The sequence below is a fragment of the Neorhizobium galegae bv. orientalis str. HAMBI 540 genome (genome assembly GCF_000731315.1).
GTDB classification, from domain to species: Bacteria; Pseudomonadota; Alphaproteobacteria; order Rhizobiales; family Rhizobiaceae; genus Neorhizobium; species Neorhizobium galegae.
Window position 1 is genome coordinate 4198504 of the sequence record NZ_HG938353.1, and the last position, 18997, is coordinate 4217500.

Here is an 18997-nt window from a genome sequence, read left to right on the forward strand (position 1 = left end):
GCAGTCAGACCAGCATTCCCTTGGTCGAAGGAACGCGATTGGCCTGCCGCGGGTCGATTTCAATGGCGGCGCGAAGTGCCCGCGCCACGGCTTTGAAGCAGGTCTCGGCGATATGATGGTTGTTGGCGCCGTAATGGTTCAGCACATGCAGCGTGATGCCGGCATTCTGCGCCAGCGCCTGAAAAAATTCCCGCACCAGTTCCGTATCGAACGTGCCGATCTTCGGCGCGCTGAATGCGACGTTCCAGACCAGGAACGGCCGGCCGGACACGTCGATGGCCGCCTTGGTCATCGTTTCGTCCATGGCAAGGTCGAGCGAGGCGTAGCGGGTGATGCCGCGACGGTCGCCAAGCGCCTTGGAGATCGCCTGGCCGATCGCGATACCGGTGTCTTCCACCGTGTGGTGGTCGTCGATATGCAGGTCGCCAGTGACCTCGATGTCCATGTCGATCAGCGAATGTCGCGAAAGCTGGTCCAGCATATGGTCGAAGAAGCCGACGCCCGTGGAAATCCTGGCCGCGCCGGTGCCGTCGAGATTGACGGAAACGGAAACGGAGGTTTCGTTGGTCTTGCGGACGATGTTGCCCACGCGTGCGGTTGTCGTCTCACCCATCTGGGTCTGCTCCATGCGATCGATCTGCGCTCCTTATCAGGCACGACGCCAAATATCCAGCAAAAGCAGGGCCGTGGCGGCGGCATTGCGTCATGAGATTGCATTCGCCCTGGACCGACTTACATAAATGCCCAACGGGGCGGAAATGCTCTGAAAACCAATGCCCGCAGGACGGGCCAACGGGTGCCTTATGACAACCATTATTACTGTTCGGAAAGGCGGCAAGGTCATCATGGCCGGCGACGGCCAGGTGAGCCTTGGCCAGACCGTGATGAAGGGCAATGCCCGCAAAGTGCGGCGCATCGGCAAGGGCGAAGTGATCGCCGGTTTCGCCGGCGCGACCGCCGACGCGTTCACGCTACTCGACCGGCTTGAAAAGAAGCTCGAACAATATCCGGGCCAGCTGATGCGAGCCGCCGTCGAGCTCGCCAAGGACTGGCGTACGGACAAATACCTGCGCAATCTCGAAGCGATGATGCTGGTCGCCGACAAGTCGACGACGCTGGCGATCACCGGCAATGGCGACGTGCTCGAACCGGAGCACGGAACGATCGCGATCGGCTCCGGCGGCAACTATGCCTATGCCGCCGCCCGCGCGATGATGGACACGGACAAATCGGCCGAGGAGATCGCCCGCAAGGCGCTCGATATCGCCGCCGATATCTGCGTCTATACCAACCACAACCTGGTCATCGAAACGCTGGACGCCGATGGCTGATGGCGCCCCCCGCTACTCGTTTCGTGATGTCACCCATGAGGATTTTCCTCTGCTGGCGACGTGGCTCGCCGAGCCGCATATCGCGAAATGGTGGGGTAAGGTCGACGAGGAACTGGCGAGCATCGAATATTCGATGACGAGCGTCGAGACCCGGCCGATGATCGCGGAACTGGACGGCAAGCCGATCGCCTATCTCCAGTATTATGACCCGCATCTCGAAGAAGATCATCCCTATCAGGATCAGCCGAAGGGCACGCTTGGCATCGACATCTCGATCGGCAATGCTGAGCTTGTCGGCATCGGCCATGGCAGCGCGATCATCCGCCAGCTGACCTCTGAACTTTTCGAGAACGGCGCAAAAAGGATCGTTATCGATCCGGATCCGGACAACGCCCAGGCGATCCGCGCCTATGAAAAGGCCGGCTTCCGCTACGTCGACACCAGGATATCCATTTACGGTCCGGCCCATTTCATGGCGCTGGATGCACCAGAAGAAACGGATTTGACATGAGTAACTTTTCACCCCGGGAAATCGTCTCCGAGCTGGATCGGCACATCATCGGCCAGCACGACGCCAAGCGCGCGGTGGCGATTGCGCTGCGCAACCGCTGGCGCCGCCACCAGCTCGACGAGAGCCTGCGCGACGAAGTGATGCCCAAGAACATCCTGATGATCGGCCCGACCGGCGTCGGCAAGACGGAGATATCGCGGCGCCTGGCGAAGCTCGCCGGCGCGCCCTTCATCAAGGTCGAAGCGACCAAGTTCACCGAAGTCGGTTATGTCGGCCGCGATGTCGAGCAGATCATCCGTGATCTCGTCGAGATCGGCATCGGCCTCGTGCGCGACAAGATGCGCGCCGATGTGCAGGCGAAAGCCCATATGAGCGCCGAGGAACGGGTGCTCGACGCGCTGGTCGGCGCCACGTCCTCGCCCGCCACCCGCGAAAGCTTCCGCAAGAAGCTGAGGGCCGGCGAGCTTGACGACAAGGAAATCGACATCGAGGTCACTGACACCGGTTCCGGCATGCCCGGTTTCGAAATCCCCGGCATGCCGGGCGCCAATATCGGCGTGCTGAACCTGTCGGAAATGTTCGGCAAGGCGATGGGCGGTCGCACCAAGAAGGTCCGTACCACCGTCAAGAAATCCTACGGCGAACTGATCCGCGACGAATCCGACAAGCTGATCGACAACGAAGTCATCCAGCGCGAAGCCGTCCGTTCGGTCGAAAACGACGGCATCGTCTTCCTCGACGAGATCGACAAGATCGCCGCCCGTGACGGCGGTATGGGCGCCGGCGTGTCCCGCGAGGGCGTGCAGCGCGACCTGCTGCCGCTCGTCGAAGGCACGACGGTGTCGACCAAATACGGGCCGGTGAAAACCGACCACATCCTGTTCATCGCTTCGGGCGCCTTCCACGTCTCCAAGCCCTCCGATCTTCTGCCGGAGCTCCAGGGCCGCCTGCCGATCCGGGTCGAGCTGAGGCCGCTCACCAAGGAGGACTTCCGCCGCATCCTGACGGAAACCGAGGCGAGCCTTATCCGCCAGTACAAGGCGCTGATGGAAACGGAAGAGCTGACGCTCGATTTTACGCCCGACGCGATCGATGCGTTGGCGGATGTCGCTGTGCACCTCAACTCATCGGTCGAGAATATCGGTGCCCGCCGGCTGCAGACCGTGATGGAACGGGTGCTTGACGAAATCTCGTTCAATGCGCCCGATCAGGGCGGAACCGCGGTGACGATCGATGCGGAATACGTCAAGAAGCATGTTGGCGATCTCGCCGCCGACACCGATCTGTCGCGCTATATTCTCTGAGCGGCAATCGTGGCAGCCGGGCAACGTCCGGCTGCTCATTTGCGGGTGCTGACGGGATTTTGAACGCCCGTGTCTCGACACGGTCCTTGCGCCTCGCGTAAGGGAAGCGCGTTTTCATGGAAAATATCCGACGCTTGAGTGAGTCGGTCTGGAATGGCTTTAAGCATTCGGTGCCGGAGATCGGCATGGTCGAAGTCCTGGGACACGCAAATCTTGAAACGCATCCTTCTGGCCCTGATCCTTGTCGTCGCGACATCCGTGGCTTCTTCCGCGCTTGCAGGCGGCCTCACGATGGTTCCCGAAGGAAATCGTCACGCGGAACAGCCGAAGGTTCCGGGTGCCTCGGTACGCCGGACGCGCGCCGGCCGCACCACCTTCGATGACAAATACGAGAAGATCCGCGACCTGCTTGCTTCCGACAAGAAGCTGATCGCCAAGATCAAGTCGACGGCCGCCGATTATGGCATCGATCCGATCCATATGATCGGCGCGATCGTCGGCGAACACACCTATAATGTCGATGCCTACGACCGGCTGCAGACCTATTATGTCAAGGCGGCCGCTTATGCCGGCAACAGTTTCCGTTTCGGTTATGGCGACGAGAGCATCCAGCAGTTCCTCGACCGGCCGGAATTCGGCAAATGCGACGATTTTGCCGATTCCTACAAGCTCTGGACCTGCCGTGAAGGCGTCTGGGAAAAGAGTTTTCGCGGCCGCTCGGTCGGCGGCACCGCGTTTCCGGACAATCGCTTCAGTGCGGTCTTCTTCCAGCCCTTCTATGCCGGCCAGACCTTTGGCCTTGGCCAGGTCAATCCGCTGACGGCGCTGATGCTGTCGGACATGGTGGCCAGGAATTCCGGTTACCCGAAGCTCGACGAGAACAAGGCGGCTGCGGTTTATGACGCGATCATGGACCCGGACAAGTCGCTCGCCTATATGGCGGCCAATATCCGCCGCTCGATCGACGACTACAAGTCGATCGCCGGCATGGATATTTCCCGCAATCCCGGCATCACGGCGACGCTCTACAATACCGGCGGTTCGGCGCAGCGCGCCGCAGCACTTGCCGCCCGCGGCGGCCTGCCGGAGGAAAATTATTACGGCTGGCTGGTCAATGATAAACTCGCCGAGTTGAAATCTCTCCTCTGACGGCGGATATTCCCTCCATAGGAAATCCCTGAGGAGGGCTCGTCCATGGACATTCGCCCCGAACCCTTTGTTCCGCCCGCACCCCCGCATCGGGAACGACTGCTGGGCCCGATCGAGGTGATCTGGACTGCGCTCCGCAATCCGCTGGAGCTCTGGGGCAAGGTTTCCTACACCCTGCCCTGGCTCGAGACGAAGTTCTTCAAGGAACGGACGCTGATCGTCAATCATCCAGGCCTCATCCGGCACATTCTGGTGGACAATGTCAGCAATTACGTCATGTCGGAAATCCGCCAGCTCGTGCTTCGCCCGATCTTGCGGGACGGCCTGCTGACGGCGGAAGGCGAGGTCTGGAAACGCAGCCGCAAGGCGATGGCGCCGGTTTTCACGCCAAAGCATTCCCGCGGTTTTGCCGGCCAGATGCTGAGCCAGACCGAGGAGTTTTCAAGGAAATATGCCGCGGCCGGCGCCGGGGGCGCGGTCCGCGATATTTCTGTCGACATGACGGAACTGACCTATGCCATCCTTGCCGAGACCCTGTTTTCCGGCGAGGTCGCCGGGAACAAGGAAACGGTTGCCGACGATGTCGACCAGCTTCTGCACCGCATGGGCCGGATCGACCCGATGGACATGCTGCGCGCCCCGCCCTGGGTGCCGCGCGTCACCCGCATCGGCGGCAGGCGGATACTCGACAAGTTCCGGCGCGTGGTTGCCGAAACCATGCTTATGCGGCAGGAGCGGATGCGAAAACATCCGGACGATGTGCCGCAGGATTTCCTGACGCTGCTGCTTCAGCTGGCCGGTCCAGACGGGCTAACGATGGACGAGATCGAGGACAATATTCTCACCTTCATCGGTGCCGGCCATGAGACGACGGCTCGGGCGCTCGCCTGGACGCTCTATTGCGTGGCCGAGTCGCCCTCGGTGCGGCAGGCCATGGAAGAGGAGATCGACCGCGTTCTGGCGTCCGGCGCTGATCCGGTCGAATGGCTGGAGCTGATGCCCTGGGTGCGGGCGGCGTTCGAAGAGGCGTTGCGGCTCTATCCGCCGGCGCCTTCGATCAACCGGGAAGCGATCAGCGACGACAGCTGGACGAGCCCGGAAGGCAAGACGATCAGGATCGATGCCGGGGTAACCGTGCTGGTCATGCCCTGGACGCTGCATCGCCACGAGCTTTATTGGGAAAAACCGCGCGCCTTCATGCCCGAGCGTTTTCTGCCCGAAAATCGCGGCAAGCTGAACCGTTTCCAGTATCTGCCGTTCGGTGCTGGCCCCGCACCTGTATCGGCGCGACCTTTGCCCTGCAGGAAGCGGTGATCGCGCTTGCGGTGCTGATGGGTCGCTATCGTTTCGATGTCACGCCGGAAACCAAGGTCTGGCCGGTCCAGAAGCTGACCACCCAGCCGCGCGATGGTCTGCTCATGCGGGTCAGTCCGCGACATCAGAGGTCTCCGCTGGTGAATTGATCTTTGCCCGCCATGCGCTATTGATCGCTATAGATCCCATGGACCGATCTTCAGGATTTTCGCGTGGCCTTTTCCTTTCCTTCCGGCCCTCTCCTTCTCGGGATTGATACCGGCGGCACCTATACGGATGCGGTGCTGTTCCGCGACGGCGACGGCGTTATCGCCAAGGCGAAATCGCTGACGACCAGGCATGATCTGGCGGTCGGTATTGCCGGCGCCGTTGATGCGGTGCTGGAAAAAAGCGCAGTCTCCGCTTCGGCTATAGGCCTGGTTTCGCTGTCGACCACGCTTGCCACGAATGCGCTGGTCGAAGGGCAGGGTGGTCGTGCTGCCCTGATCATGATCGGCTTTACTGCGGAGGATCTGGCCCGCGGCGGACTTGCGGCGGCGCTGGGAAATGATCCGGTGATCTTCCTGCCCGGGGGCCACGATGTACACGGCAACGAGACGCTGCTCGACATGGCGGCTCTGGAAGCGGCTATGCCGACGCTTTGCGAAACAGTGTCTTCCTTTGCAGTCGCCGGTTATTTCGCCGTTCGGAATCCGGCTCATGAGGTCCGGGTGAGGGACCGTATTCGCGTGCTTTCGCATCTGCCCGTCACCTGCAGCCACGAGCTTTCGTCGAAACTCGGTGGTCCTCGCCGTGCGTTGACCACGCTGCTGAACGCCCGGCTGGTGTCGATCATCGACCGGTTGGTCGGCTCCTGCGAGGGCTTTCTGACCGCGCGCGGCATCACGGCGCCGATGATGGTGGTGCGCGGCGATGGCGCGCTGATCTCCGCTGCCGAGGCGCGGTTGCGGCCGATCGAGACCATCCTCTCCGGCCCCGCCGCAAGCCTCGTCGGTGCGCATTTCCTCACCGGGCTCGATCAGGCGGTCGTCTCCGATATCGGCGGCACGACCACGGACGTTGCGGTTCTCGATGGCGGGCGGCCGAAGCTGGCGGAAGAAGGCGCCGTCGTCGGCGGTCATCGCACGATGGTGGAGGCCGTGGCGTTGCGCACCTATGGGCTCGGCGGCGATTCCGAAGTCCATATCGACGATCGCGGCCTCGAAGCCCGGCTCACGCTCGGTCCGCGCCGGCTTCTGCCGCTCAGCCTTGCCGCGATGGCGCATGGCGAGATCATCCTGTCGACGCTGGAAAAGCAGCTGCGCGCCAGCCATGCCGGGCGGCACGACGGCCGCTTTGCGGTGCGAACCGGCGTGCCGGATGTGATGGCCCAAGGCCTGCAGCCGCCGGAACAGGCGCTTTTTGCCCGCATAGGCGTGGTGCCGGTTTCGCTCAACGATCTGCTGACGATGAATTCGCAGAAGGCAATCCTCGACCGGCTGGTTGCAAGAGGGCTGGTGCATCTCTGCGGCATCACCCCTTCCGATGCATTGCATGTGCTCGACCGCCAGAGCCAATGGCGCGGAGAGGCCGCAAGGCTGGGGCTTGAGCTTGCCGCCCGGCGTAAGGATGGCGCGGGGCGCGAGATCGCCGCTTCCCCGGAAGATCTGGCTGAGAAGATCGTGAGCCGGCTGACGCGCCAGTCGTCGGAAGCGGTGCTCGCCGCCTGCCTCGCCGAAGATGGCGCCGAAGCCATCGATCCCGCGGTTTCGCTTGCCGTCGATCGAGCGCTGAAACGCATTCCCGGCATTGCCCGGTTCTCCGTTTCGCTGGATCGGCCGCTGATCGGGCTCGGGGCTTCCGCACCCGTCTATTATCCGGCGGTCGCGAATATGCTCGGCGCGCAATCGATCATTCCGGGCGATGCCGATGTCGCGAACGCCATCGGGGCGGTGGTCGGCCAGGTCCGTGCCAGCGTTACCGTTGTTGTCACCTCGCCGGAGGAAGGGCGCTTCATTCTCTCCGGAGCAGGTGCGCGGCTCGTCGTCATCGGTGAAACGGAAGCACTGACCGCCGCCCGCGAGCACGCTATCGCCGCCGCGCAGACGCAGGCGAATGCGGATGGCGCCAAGGACGCGGTGGTGACCGTTTCGGAAGAAATGGATGCGCCGGAAATCGAGGGCTCGCGAAAATTCGTTGAGGCGCGGATCACCGCAGTTGCTGTCGGCAGGCCGAGGATAGCCGTTTTCCAAGCGGTTTAGCCCAGTTATGCGCTCAACGCCCGGAATGTATCGCCCTTTAAGCTCTGTTCAAAAGGGCGTAAGTAGGCTGGTATTTATTCCGGCCCGGAAAAAATTACAGTGATCACCAATCTTGCCGATCTGGAAATCTTCGTCAAAGTCGCAGCCAGCGGAAACATGTCGGCGGCGGCAAAGAGCCTTGGCATTTCTCCGGCAGTGGTTTCCAAGCGCATCAAGCGGCTGGAAGAGCAGCTGGGCACGCGCCTTCTGCAGCGGACCACCCGTCAGGTGGGAATGACCGATGCCGGCAAGGGTTTTTACGACAGGATCGCCAATGTCCTGACCGGGATCGAGGATGCCGAGCAGTTCGTCTCGGGCCGGTCGACCGAGATCGCCGGCAATCTGCGCATCTCCGCGCCGACCTCGTTCGGACGCATGCACATTGCGCCGCATCTCCCGACCTTCATGCAGGCGAACCCACATCTGTCGATCGACCTGATGCTGTCGGATGAGTTCACAGATATCATCGCCCAGGGCTTCGACGTGGCGATCCGCATATCCGAGCTGAAGGATTCGAGCCTCGTCGCCCGCAAGCTCGTTCAGGTCCAGCGCATTCTCTGCGCCTCTCCCTCCTATATCGAGCGGCACGGCGCCCCGACAAGCATTGAGGAGCTGGCAGACCATCACTGTCTCACGGCCCATAATGGCGAGCCCTGGAGGCTGGAAGGTCCCAAAGGTCCACTGGTCTACCGGCCGGCCGGGATGCTGAACACCAATTCCAGCGAAGTTATCCGCGAAGCGGTAATCGCCGGTCTCGGCATCGCGCTAAGATCCACCTGGGATATCGGCAACGAGCTCAAGGACGGGCGGCTGGTGATGGTGATGCCCGGATATGAAGGCTCCAAGAACATCTCGGTCTCGGCGGTCTATCCGAGCCGGCAGCATCTCCCTTCCAAGGTCCGTGCCTTCATCGAATATCTTGCCGACCTTTATGGGCCGATCCCGTATTGGGAACGGCATTCCTCGGATGCGGGCCGGAAATAGCTGATAACGGTGCAGATTATTTCCGATATGGCATAAGTCATTCAATATTCGTGCAATTGCAATTTCGCTCGCGAACAAAGACAGTCGGCGGCATGAAAAATTCGGAGGAACCGATGGCCCGTATCGAAAAAAATGGTCTCGCAATCGATGAGAAGCTCCACGACTTCCTGGTGAAGGAAGCGCTGCCGTCGACGGGTGTCGATGCCGACCGCTTCTTTTCCGAGTTTTCGAAAATCGTCCACGACCTGGCGCCGAAGAATCGCGAGCTTCTCGCCAAACGCGACGCATTTCAGGTCAAGCTCGACGAATGGTATCGCAAGAACGGAGCGCCCAGCGATCTTGCGGTTTACGAAGCCTTCCTGCGCGACATCGGTTACCTTCTATCGGAAGGACCGGATTTCACGGTCTCGACCGACAAGGTCGATCCGGAAATCGCGGGGATCGCTGGTCCGCAGCTCGTCGTCCCGGTCATGAATGCCCGGTATGCGCTGAATGCCGCCAATGCCCGCTGGGGCTCGCTCTACGATGCGCTCTATGGCACCGATGCCATCCCCGAGACCGAGGGAGCCGAAAAGGGCAAGGGTTACAACCCGGTCCGTGGCGCCAAGGTCATTGCCTGGGCGCGTGACTTCCTCGATCAGTCCGTGCCGCTTTCCGGCGCGAGCTGGACCGACGTGACCTCCTTTGTCGTCACCGGCGGCAAGCTCACGGCTGCAGCTCAGGACGGCAAGACCGTCAATCTCGCCGATCCGGCTCAGTTTGCCGGCTATCTCGGCGAGCCCGCCGAGCCGACCCATCTGCTGCTGACGAAGAACGGCCTGCATATCGAAATCCTGATCGATCCCACGACGGCGATCGGCAGGGACGATCCGGCCCGGATTTCGGATGTCTGGCTGGAATCGGCGATCACCGCGATCATGGACTGCGAGGATTCGATTGCCGCGGTCGACGCCGAGGACAAGGTCGTCGTCTACCGCAACTGGCTCGGCCTGATGAACGGCGACCTTCAGGAAGAGGTGAGTAAGGGCGGCAAGTCCTTCATCCGCAAGCTCAACCCCGACACGACGTTCAAGGCGCCTGCGGGCGGCGATGTCACGGTCAAGCGCCGCTCGCTGATGCTGATCCGCAATGTCGGTCACCTGATGACCAATCCGGCGGTTTTGGACAGCGAGGGCAGGGAAGTTCCGGAAGGTATTATGGATGCGATGGTCACGGCGCTGATCGCCATCCGCGATATCGGTCCGAACGGACGTCGCCAGAATTCTCGGGCCGGCTCCATGTATGTGGTGAAGCCGAAGATGCACGGGCCGGAAGAGGTCGCTTTTGCCTGCGAGATTTTTGCCCGCGTCGAACAGGCGCTCGGCCTTCTGACCAATTCCATGAAAATGGGCATCATGGATGAGGAGCGCCGTACCACGATCAACCTCAAGGCCTGCATCCGCGAGGCGCGCGAGCGTGTCGTGTTCATCAATACCGGCTTCCTCGATCGTACGGGCGACGAGATCCATACCTCGATGGAAGCAGGCCCGATGATCCGCAAGGGCGACATGAAACAGGCCGCCTGGATCGCGGCCTACGAGAACTGGAACGTCGATATCGGCCTCGAATGCGGCCTGTCGGGCCATGCGCAGATCGGCAAGGGCATGTGGGCCATGCCGGACTTGATGGCCGCGATGCTGGAACAGAAGATCGCCCATCCGAAAGCCGGCGCCAACACCGCCTGGGTTCCGTCGCCGACGGCGGCCACGCTGCACGCCACCCACTATCACAAGGTCGACGTTGCCGCCGTCCAGGCCGGACTGAAGAGCCGCACCCGCGCCAAACTGTCGGATATCCTCTCCGTGCCGGTCGCGGTGCGGCCGAACTGGACGCCGGAGGAAATCCAGCGCGAACTCGACAACAATGCGCAGGGCATTCTCGGCTATGTCGTCCGCTGGATCGACCAGGGCGTCGGCTGCTCGAAGGTGCCGGATATCAACAATGTCGGGCTGATGGAAGACCGCGCAACGTTGCGCATTTCCGCCCAGCACATGGCGAACTGGCTCTATCACAAGCTGGTCAGCGAGGAACAGATCGTCGAGACGATGAAGCGTATGGCGGGAGTCGTCGATGGCCAGAATGCCGGCGATCCGCTCTACATGCCGATGGCCAGGGATTTCGACGGTTCCGTCGCTTTCCAGGCGGCGCTCGATCTGGTGCTCAAGGGGCGCGAACAGCCGAACGGCTATACCGAACCGGTCCTGCATCGCGGCCGTCTGGAGCTGAAAGCCAAGCTCGCCGGCTGACCGGCGAGCAAAGATCAGGCAAAGAAAAAGGCCGCCAGAGACATTCCTCGGCGGCCTTTTCGTATTCTCGTCGAATTTCGCGATTACTGGATTACGACGACCTTGGTTTCGCGGCCCGGACGGACGCGGCTGTAAAGGTCGATGACGTCCTGGTTGATCAGGCGGATGCAGCCCGACGAAGCGGCGGTGCCGATGGAGGCCCATTCCGGCGTGCCGTGCAGACGGAAGAGCGTATCCTGGCCCTTTTCGTTGAAGAGGTACATGGCGCGCGCACCGAGCGGGTTGCTGAGGCCGGGGCCCATGCCGTCTTCGACGTATTTGGCAACGTCCGGACGACGGCCGGCCATTTCCTTCGGCGGGTGCCAGGTCGGCCATTCCTGTTTCCAGGCGACGTAAGCCGTCCCGGACCAGGCAAAGCCCTGCTTGCCGACGCCGATGCCGTAGCGCATCGCTTTGCCGTTCGGCAGGATGTAGTAGAGATGGCGCTCACGCGTGTTGACGACGATCGTGCCCGGCTTTTCGCTGGTCTGATAGCTGACGATCTGGCGGACGAACTGCTTGTCCACCTTGTTGATCGGGATCGCCGGAAGCGTATAGCCGGCGTCTCTCACCGAACCGTAGGAGTCGCTGAAGATCTGTTCGGTATAGGAGGCCGTGGCCACCTGGGTGCCGCCGCCGGGAATCGTGGAGGCGCAACCGGCCAAGGCAGCAGTTGCCAACAGGCCGAGTGCGAGCATGCTAGTGCGAAAGCGCATGGAAATCTCTTGGGTAAAACGAATCGATTGAGACGGACGCATGCCCATCTTTGATCAGGGGTTATTTTAGATTAGATTACGCTTGGCAAGCGCTGCAGCGCATCAAAACAGAGCCGGCGCATGATTGAAAAAAGCCATGGCGTTTTTGCAACATCATGGAAGCGGTTTTTCGGGATTCTATGACTATACTCAACCTTGCCAGTAATAATCCGTTAATAGATGGGCGGCAGTCAGCCCGCGCCATGTTGGTCCGCAAGGGCGTCCAGATCCTGCTGCACGAGATGCGGCACGCGATGTTGCCCGAACTCGTGCTGTCGAGCGGAAGGCGCGCCGACCTGATGACCATTTCGGAAAAGGGCGAGATCTGGATCATTGAGATCAAGACGTCGATCGAGGATTTTCGCGTCGACCGCAAATGGCCGGAATACCGAGCCTTCTGCGACCGCCTGTTTTTCGCGACGCACAAGGACGTGCCGCTCGACCTCTTCCCGGAGGATTGCGGCCTCTTCCTCTCGGACGGTTATGGCGGGCACCTGCTGCGCGACGCACCGGAACACAGACTTCCGCCTGCTACACGCAAGGCGATGACACTGAACTTCTCCCGTGCCGCCGCCCAGCGCCTGATGCTGGCGGAATGGGCGACCGGCAAGAATTTCGACGAGATGTGACTTATTTCGGCGCGCGCTTGGCAAGGATGCGCTGCAGCGTGCGGCGATGCATGTTGAGCCGCCGCGCCGTCTCCGACACGTTGCGTTCGCACATCTCGTAGACCCGCTGGATATGTTCCCAGCGCACGCGATCCGCCGACATCGGGTTTTCCGGCACATCAGCCCGCTCGCCCGGCCTCTGGGTCAGCGCGCCAAAAATGTCGTCGGCGTCGGCGGGCTTGGCGAGATAGTCGAGCGCCCCGAGCTTCACGGCCGTCACGGCGGTAGCGATATTGCCATAGCCGGTCAGCACGATCACCTTGGTATCCTCGCGGCTCTGGCGGATCGCCTCGATTACGTCCAGCCCGTTGCCGTCGCCGAGGCGCAGGTCGACCACTGCATATTTGGGCGGCCGTGCCTTCGTCTTGGCGATACCTTCCGCGACGGACTCCGCCGTATCGACCAGGAAGCCGCGGGTCTCCATGGCTCGAGCGAGCCGGCGCAGGAACGGTCCATCGTCATCGACGATCAGCAGCGAAGGGTCGGGCCCGAGCTCGGGGTCGGCATGAACCTTGGTCGGTTCCGGGTGTGTTTCCATCTCTTTTTTCTCCGCGGGATTCAAAGGCCCGCTTGCCTTTTCGGTATGATCGGCCAGCTGGCCGGCTTACTTCGAGTCCTGCGCGTCCATTACCGAGCGCGGCCATTCGATATCAATGCGGGCACCCGGTTCGCCGCTGTCGCGGTTGCCGAAGCGGATCGCGGCGCCGGACCGTTCGAGCAGCGTCTTGGCGATGAAGAGGCCGAGGCCAAGCCCACCCGCCCGTTCGTCTTCCTTGGGTCTCTTCGTCATATAGGGTTCGCCGATGCGGGAAAGAATATCCGGGGCATAACCCTGGCCGTCGTCCTCGATGGTGATCGCCACCCGCTCGACATTATGCTCCACCGTAACGATCACTTTGCTCCGGGCATAATCGACCGCGTTTTCGATCAGGTTGCCGAGCCCATATATAATGCCGGCATTGCGGTTGCCGACCGGCTCGTTGGTCCGGTCGTTTTTCTCGACGAGTTCGATCTCGATACCGAATTGCCGATGCGGCGCCACGACCTCCTCGACCAGGGAGGAAAGCGGCAGCCGGCGCATATGTTCCTCGCTCTCGGCAGAAAGCGAGGTAAGCCGGCGAAGAATATCGCGACAGCGTTCGCTCTGGCTTCGCAGCAGCAGCACGTCCTCACGGAACCGGTCGTCAGGACCAAGCTCGCGCTCCATCTCCTTGGCGACGACGCTGATCGTTGCGAGCGGCGTGCCGAGCTCATGGGCCGCAGCCGCCGCCAGCCCGTCGAGCTGCGAAAGGTGCTTTTCCCGCTCCAGGACCAGTTCGGTCGCCGCAAGCGCATCGGCGAGCAGCGTCGCTTCGTGGCTGACGCGATAGGCATAAAAGGCCGCGAACATCATCATCGAGGCGATCGAACACCAGACGCCGAGCTGCATGACCGGCTGGATCCGAAGCGGCTCGCCCTCATACCAGGGCACCGCGTAGGGCGAAAATGCGAGCACCGTGGTGCAGACCAGCGCAAAAACGATCAGGACAAGCGAATGGCGCAGCGGCTGAGAAGCGAAGGCGATGATCACCGGAACGCAGATCAGCGGCGCAAACGGATTGGCAAGCCCGCCGGTGATGAACAGCAGCGCCGCCATCTGCAGCAGATCGAAACCGAGCAGCGCCAGCGCCGACTTCGGGCCAAGCCGATGGGTCGGCGGGAACCAGGCCGACAGGGTGAGGTTGGCGACCGCAAGCGCACCAACCAGAATGCCTGCCTCCTGCAGAGGCAGAGGAAACTGCAGCAGCAGCCCGACGATGACGACGGTAATCGTCTGACCGGCGACCGCCAGCCAGCGGAGCCGCACCAGTGTCTGAAGCCGAATTCGTCGGCTCGAGGGGCCGAATTGCGCAAAACGCACTGAAGGACTGTCTACGCTCACCGCCTGCTCTTTAATCTTGTCGAATACAAGTGACTTGAGGCCGCCTTCATAAACCGGCTCGACTTCAGGTCGCAGGCGGCATTCTGTCACGTCCCGCGCGGTTTGGCACGTATCGTCGGCACAGCCTCTGCCGGATCCTCCGGCCAGGGATGTTTGGGATAACGGCCGCGCATTTCGGCCCGCACATCCTTCCAGGAACCGGCCCAGAAACCGGGCAGGTCCCGTGTCGTCTGGATCGGCCGATGCGCCGGCGAGTTGAGTTCGAGCAGCAGCGGCAGTTTCCCGCCCGCAATCGCCGGATGTTTCTTCAGCCCGAACAGTTCCTGCACCCGGATCGCCAGGACCGGCTCCTCGCCGTCATAGCGGATCGGATGCCGCTCGCCGGTCGGCGCCTCAAAATGCGTCGGCGCCAGCTTGTTGAGATCCTGGGAGACCTCATGCGGAATGAGCGAACGCAGCCCATCCGAAAGGCTGCCGGGATTGATGGTATCGATGCCCGATGCACCGCCCTGGAAGGGAACGAACCAGTCGTCGAGTCGGGCGAGCAGCGCCTCGTCGCTCATATCCGGCCAAGGCTCGCCGATCGACCGGTTCAGGAAGCCGATCCGGTCGCGCAGCTGCGCGCCTTCCTTGGAGAATGGCAGGGCCTGAAGCCCCAGTTCCCGCACGCCGTCCGCAAGCGCCTGCGCCGCCCGTTCGCCGCTCGGCCGGGGCAGTGGCCTTTCTTCGAAGATGATAGCGCCGAGCCGGGTCACCTTGCGGGCGCGCACCTGCCGGCTGGGCCGGTCGAAGAAACATTCCTCGCTCTCGCGGATTGCGCCGGCAAGCTCCACTTCCACATCCGCCCGGCTGATCTCCGCCGCCGCGAGAATACGCGCCTGTGCTGCCCGACCGGTCAGGTCGGCGATGACCAGCATCTGCGATGCCGCCAACCGCTCGGTCTCCTGCAGTTCCGCGCCACGCCCATTCGCCATCACGAAACGCCCGCGCCCGCCGCGCTGCAGCGCGATCCGGTCCGGATAGGCATGCAGCAGAAGCCGGCCGGCGAGAACCGTTTCCGTCGACTGCGATCGCCTCGGCAGGTTCGAAAAAATCCGATCCGATAGTTTACGGGCCGCATCGGCTCTGTCGCCGCGTTCGTTGCGGAACCGCCGCAACCGTTCGTCGAGATCGATATCGCTGCCGCCGAGCCCCTGTTCGGTCAGAAGCACGGCAAGCAGACAGGCCTGCCTGCCGAAACCCTCTTCCGCCGCCGAGATCGCCATGGCCGCAAGCCGCGGCGGAAGCGCCAGTTCCCGCATCAACCGGCCCTTTTCCGTCAGCCCGCCCTGGGGGTCGAGTGCGCCGAGCTGGGTCAGCAGCACCTTTGCCTCGTTGAAGGCTGGCCCGGGAGGCGGATCGAGAAACGCAAGTCCCTTCGGATCCTGGACGCCCCAATGGGCAAGATCGAGAACCAGACCGGAAAGGTCGCTCGCGAGAATCTGCGGCGGCGTGAACGCCTGCAGCGCTGCCGTCTGTCCCGGATGCCAGAGGCGCATCGCGATGCCCGGTTCGGTACGGCCGGCACGACCCGCCCGCTGGTCGGCCGAGGCGCGGGAAACACGCACCGTCTCCAGCCGAGTGATCCCGGTCGAGGGCTCGAACACCGGTAGGCGCTGCAGCCCGCTGTCGATGACGATCCGGACTCCGTCTATAGTAATGGAGGTTTCGGCGATCGATGTGGCCAGCACGATCTTGCGCTGTCCGGCGGGCGCCGGCCGGATCGCCATATCCTGCTCCCTCTGGGAAAGATTGCCGTAAAGCGGCACCACCACGGTCTCCGGCCCGAACCGGTTCGCGAGCCGCTCGGCAGTCCGCAGGATTTCCGCCTGGCCCGGCAGGAAGGCGAGGATGGAACCCGTGTCATTCGCGTGCGCCTCGACGATCGCCCGCGTCATCGCGTCTTCGATCCTTTCGTTCGGCGCGCGGTCGCGATGCTGGATGTCGATCGGAAACGTCCGGCCTTCGCTCTTGATGACTGGTGGCTCGCCAAGCAGTCCCGCCACCCGCTCCACATCCAGTGTCGCCGACATGACGAGGATCCTCAAGTCGTCGCGCAGCGCCGATTGCACGTCGAGCGCCAACGCCAGACCGAAATCCGCGTCGAGCGACCGCTCGTGGAATTCGTCGAAGATGACGGCGGAAACGCCGGTGAGCTCCGGATCGTCGAGGATCATCCGGGCGAATACGCCCTCGGTTACCACTTCGACACGGGTCTTCGCCGAGACCTTGTTGTCGAGCCGCATCCGGTACCCGACCTGTTCGCCGACCTGTTCGCCGAGCAGCGACGCCATGCGGGACGCAGCCGCGCGCGCCGCCAGCCGCCGCGGTTCGAGCAGGATGATCTTTCCGGTGCACCAGACCTGGTCGAGCAGCGCCAGCGGCACCAGCGTCGTCTTGCCGGCGCCCGGTGGGGCGGAAAGCACGGCGCGCGTGCCATCGGCGAGCGCTTGCATGATATCGCCGAGAACCTCGGTGACGGGAAGCCTTGGCAGGTTCTTCGTGATTGGACCTGCCGCATGCGCTGAGGCCATCAGTGCGAAACCTGTCCGCTGACGCGACGATAGGCGAGGATCGCCCCGGCAAGATCCTCAAGCGCTGCGCCGACCGACTTGAAGAGCGTGATCTCGTGTGCGCTTGTGCGGCCGGGATGTTTTCCATGCGCGAGTTCGGCGAGTTCCGCCTTGATCCCGTCCTTCGACAGCGCGCCGCTTGCGAGCGACAGAACGATATCGCCACCTTCCTTCATGGCCCCGGCACGCGTATCGACGAAAACCGACGCGCGCCGCACCGCCTCGTCGTCGCTCTCGCGCATGTTCGGTTTGAAGGCGCCGACGAGGTCCAGATGCGCGCCCGGCTTCAGCCATTCGCCGCGGATCAGCGGCTCGTTCGATAACGTCGCGCAGGAAATGATGTCCGCCTGTCCGGTCGCGACAGCGAGATCCTTGACGGCCACCGCGTCGAGCCCGAGCATCCGTGCCTCATGCGCAGTTTCTTCGGTCTTCTCTATATGACGCCCCCAGATGCGGAAATGTTTGAGCGGCCGTGTGATCGCATGGGCCTGCATGAGGTTGAGCGAAAGCCGGCCGGTTCCAACCATCAGCATGACCTCTGCATCTTCCCGCGCGAGATATCGGGCGGCGAGCGCCGAAGTTGCGGCGGTGCGCCGCGCGGTCAGCTCGCCGCCTTCGACGATCGCCAGCATCTCCCCGGTCTTGCCCGACGAAAGAAGGTAGCTGCCGAAGATGGTCGACAGAGACCGGAGATGATTGTCCGGAAACAGGTTGAGGATCTTGACGCCGATATGGTCACCCGGCACCCAGGCGGGCATCAGCAGCATGACCGCATCTGCTTCACCCGGCACCTCCATCTCATGATGGTGGCGGACCGGCATGACGCAGTCGCTCCTGAACATCGTCTCGATTGCCGCGATGAGTTCCGCAAAGGGGAGCGCGTCCCGCGTCTGCACTTCATTCAATACAAGCATGTCCCACTCCAGCCGCCAGAAATAGATTTCACCCTAACAACGTGGAATCGCCGCGTAAAATGGGTTTTTTGGAGCTTCGACGCTGCCCTTTCGTTAATCGCTGCTTATTTTATGGCCGGAAATCACTTGTTTTGGGCAGGTCCCGAGAAAAATGACAGTTTTTTGAAAATCCCTGTTGACTTCAAAGTGTGGTGGGATCTATAACCCGCTCACTGAACGAGGGCGGCGGCGCTGCTGGCGACGACGACTTTCGTTCTTCAGAAATCACTGATTGATTGGCGCATGCTGGTTGGGACCGAGTTTCGGTTTGGTCTCTGGATGTAGCGCTGTTTGAGAAGTTTTGACGGTTTGGCCTTTTGGTTTTGAAGCGTCTGTTATTTGACAATTGAAGATGAGAAGAAAGAGAAACGTGGTCGGCGGTTTTCGCGGATCGGGGTTTAGGCCTTGATCTATGGAAGACAAATGACGGTCACGTTTTGAACAAGAGAACACCTGGTTAGGTGCGCAGTGATGCGGACCTTATCATAGTGAGTTCTCGTCGATTCAGAACAAGAGTGATTAGTCGGATTGGATTCTCAACTTGAGAGTTTGATCCTGGCTCAGAACGAACGCTGGCGGCAGGCTTAACACATGCAAGTCGAGCGCCTCGCAAGAGGAGCGGCAGACGGGTGAGTAACGCGTGGGAATCTACCCATCCCTACGGAACAACTCCGGGAAACTGGAGCTAATACCGTATACGCCCTTCGGGGGAAAGATTTATCGGGGATGGATGAGCCCGCGTTGGATTAGCTAGTTGGTGGGGTAAAGGCCTACCAAGGCGACGATCCATAGCTGGTCTGAGAGGATGATCAGCCACATTGGGACTGAGACACGGCCCAAACTCCTACGGGAGGCAGCAGTGGGGAATATTGGACAATGGGCGCAAGCCTGA

At 61.9% G+C, this 18997-nt stretch carries 14 protein-coding genes, 1 rRNA gene and 1 pseudogene (1 of these 16 cut by a window edge); 10 read left to right on the forward strand and 6 right to left on the reverse strand.

The genetic code is table 11. The annotated features are described in order from the left end of the window. Positions 1 to 4: 4 nt before the first annotated feature. Positions 5 to 613 carry an imidazoleglycerol-phosphate dehydratase HisB gene (gene hisB, locus RG540_RS20225; RefSeq protein WP_038594342.1) on the reverse strand — a complete coding sequence of 203 codons (609 nt, stop codon included), beginning with the start codon at positions 611 to 613 and terminating at the stop codon, positions 5 to 7. A 190-nt stretch (positions 614 to 803) separates the two neighbouring features. On the opposite strand from hisB, the gene hslV reads away from it, so the two are divergent. From hslV to RG540_RS20265, 8 genes and pseudogenes are all read left to right on the forward strand, one after another. Beyond that, positions 804 to 1331: an ATP-dependent protease subunit HslV gene (gene hslV, locus RG540_RS20230; protein ID WP_007751667.1), complete on the forward strand. Its 528-nt coding sequence runs from the start codon at positions 804 to 806 to the stop codon at positions 1329 to 1331. Beyond that, positions 1324 to 1842: a GNAT family N-acetyltransferase gene (locus RG540_RS20235; RefSeq protein WP_038591687.1), complete on the forward strand. Its 519-nt coding sequence runs from the start codon at positions 1324 to 1326 to the stop codon at positions 1840 to 1842. The genes hslV and RG540_RS20235 overlap by 8 nt, the downstream gene beginning before the upstream one ends. Then, positions 1839 to 3146 (forward strand): ATP-dependent protease ATPase subunit HslU, encoded by a 1308-nt coding sequence (gene hslU / locus RG540_RS20240; protein ID WP_038547472.1) that lies wholly within the window; start codon positions 1839 to 1841, stop codon positions 3144 to 3146. Before RG540_RS20235 ends, hslU begins: the two co-directional genes overlap by 4 nt. A 213-nt stretch (positions 3147 to 3359) precedes the next feature. Further along, positions 3360 to 4295 (forward strand): DUF1402 family protein, encoded by a 936-nt coding sequence (locus RG540_RS20245; RefSeq protein WP_038591690.1) that lies wholly within the window; start codon positions 3360 to 3362, stop codon positions 4293 to 4295. A 45-nt stretch (positions 4296 to 4340) separates the two neighbouring features. Then, positions 4341 to 5758, forward strand: a pseudogene (locus RG540_RS20250) (cytochrome P450). 63 nt (positions 5759 to 5821) lie between these two features. Beyond that, the gene (locus tag RG540_RS20255; protein WP_038591693.1) at positions 5822 to 7849 is read left to right on the forward strand and encodes a hydantoinase/oxoprolinase N-terminal domain-containing protein; all 2028 of its coding nucleotides are present in this window, start codon (positions 5822 to 5824) and stop codon (positions 7847 to 7849) included. Positions 7850 to 7951: 102 nt separating this feature from the next. Then, positions 7952 to 8872 (forward strand): LysR family transcriptional regulator, encoded by a 921-nt coding sequence (locus RG540_RS20260; RefSeq protein ID WP_038594344.1) that lies wholly within the window; start codon positions 7952 to 7954, stop codon positions 8870 to 8872. 113 nt (positions 8873 to 8985) lie between these two features. After that, positions 8986 to 11157 carry a malate synthase G gene (locus RG540_RS20265; protein ID WP_038591697.1) on the forward strand — a complete coding sequence of 724 codons (2172 nt, stop codon included), beginning with the start codon at positions 8986 to 8988 and terminating at the stop codon, positions 11155 to 11157. A gap of 83 nt (positions 11158 to 11240) precedes the next feature. On the opposite strand, the gene RG540_RS20270 is transcribed toward RG540_RS20265, so the two are convergent. Next, the gene (locus tag RG540_RS20270) at positions 11241 to 11912 is read right to left on the reverse strand and encodes a L,D-transpeptidase (RefSeq protein ID WP_038591700.1); all 672 of its coding nucleotides are present in this window, start codon (positions 11910 to 11912) and stop codon (positions 11241 to 11243) included. A gap of 179 nt (positions 11913 to 12091) precedes the next feature. On the opposite strand from RG540_RS20270, the gene RG540_RS20275 reads away from it, so the two are divergent. Further along, positions 12092 to 12580 carry an MmcB family DNA repair protein gene (locus RG540_RS20275; protein ID WP_038594346.1) on the forward strand — a complete coding sequence of 163 codons (489 nt, stop codon included), beginning with the start codon at positions 12092 to 12094 and terminating at the stop codon, positions 12578 to 12580. A 1-nt stretch (position 12581) separates the two neighbouring features. Here the strand turns inward: RG540_RS20275 and RG540_RS20280 are convergent, their stop codons facing one another. The 4 genes from RG540_RS20280 to lhpI form a co-directional block, all read right to left on the reverse strand. Further along, entirely contained in the window at positions 12582 to 13157 is a 576-nt protein-coding gene (locus tag RG540_RS20280) for an ActR/PrrA/RegA family redox response regulator transcription factor (protein ID WP_038591703.1), read from the reverse strand. Positions 13158 to 13223: 66 nt separating this feature from the next. After that, positions 13224 to 14540 (reverse strand): ActS/PrrB/RegB family redox-sensitive histidine kinase, encoded by a 1317-nt coding sequence (locus tag RG540_RS20285; RefSeq protein ID WP_244446594.1) that lies wholly within the window; start codon positions 14538 to 14540, stop codon positions 13224 to 13226. Positions 14541 to 14626: 86 nt separating this feature from the next. Further along, entirely contained in the window at positions 14627 to 17113 is a 2487-nt protein-coding gene (gene hrpB / locus RG540_RS20290) for an ATP-dependent helicase HrpB (protein WP_038591709.1), read from the reverse strand. Next, a complete protein-coding gene (lhpI, locus tag RG540_RS20295; protein WP_038591712.1) occupies positions 17113 to 18066 on the reverse strand; it encodes a bifunctional Delta(1)-pyrroline-2-carboxylate/Delta(1)-piperideine-2-carboxylate reductase in 954 nt (317 codons plus the stop codon). Before lhpI ends, hrpB begins: the two co-directional genes overlap by 1 nt. Positions 18067 to 18642: 576 nt before the next feature. Between lhpI and RG540_RS20300 the strand changes: the two genes are divergently transcribed. Further along, a 16S ribosomal RNA gene (locus RG540_RS20300) occupies positions 18643 to 18997 on the forward strand; it runs 1126 nt beyond the window's last position.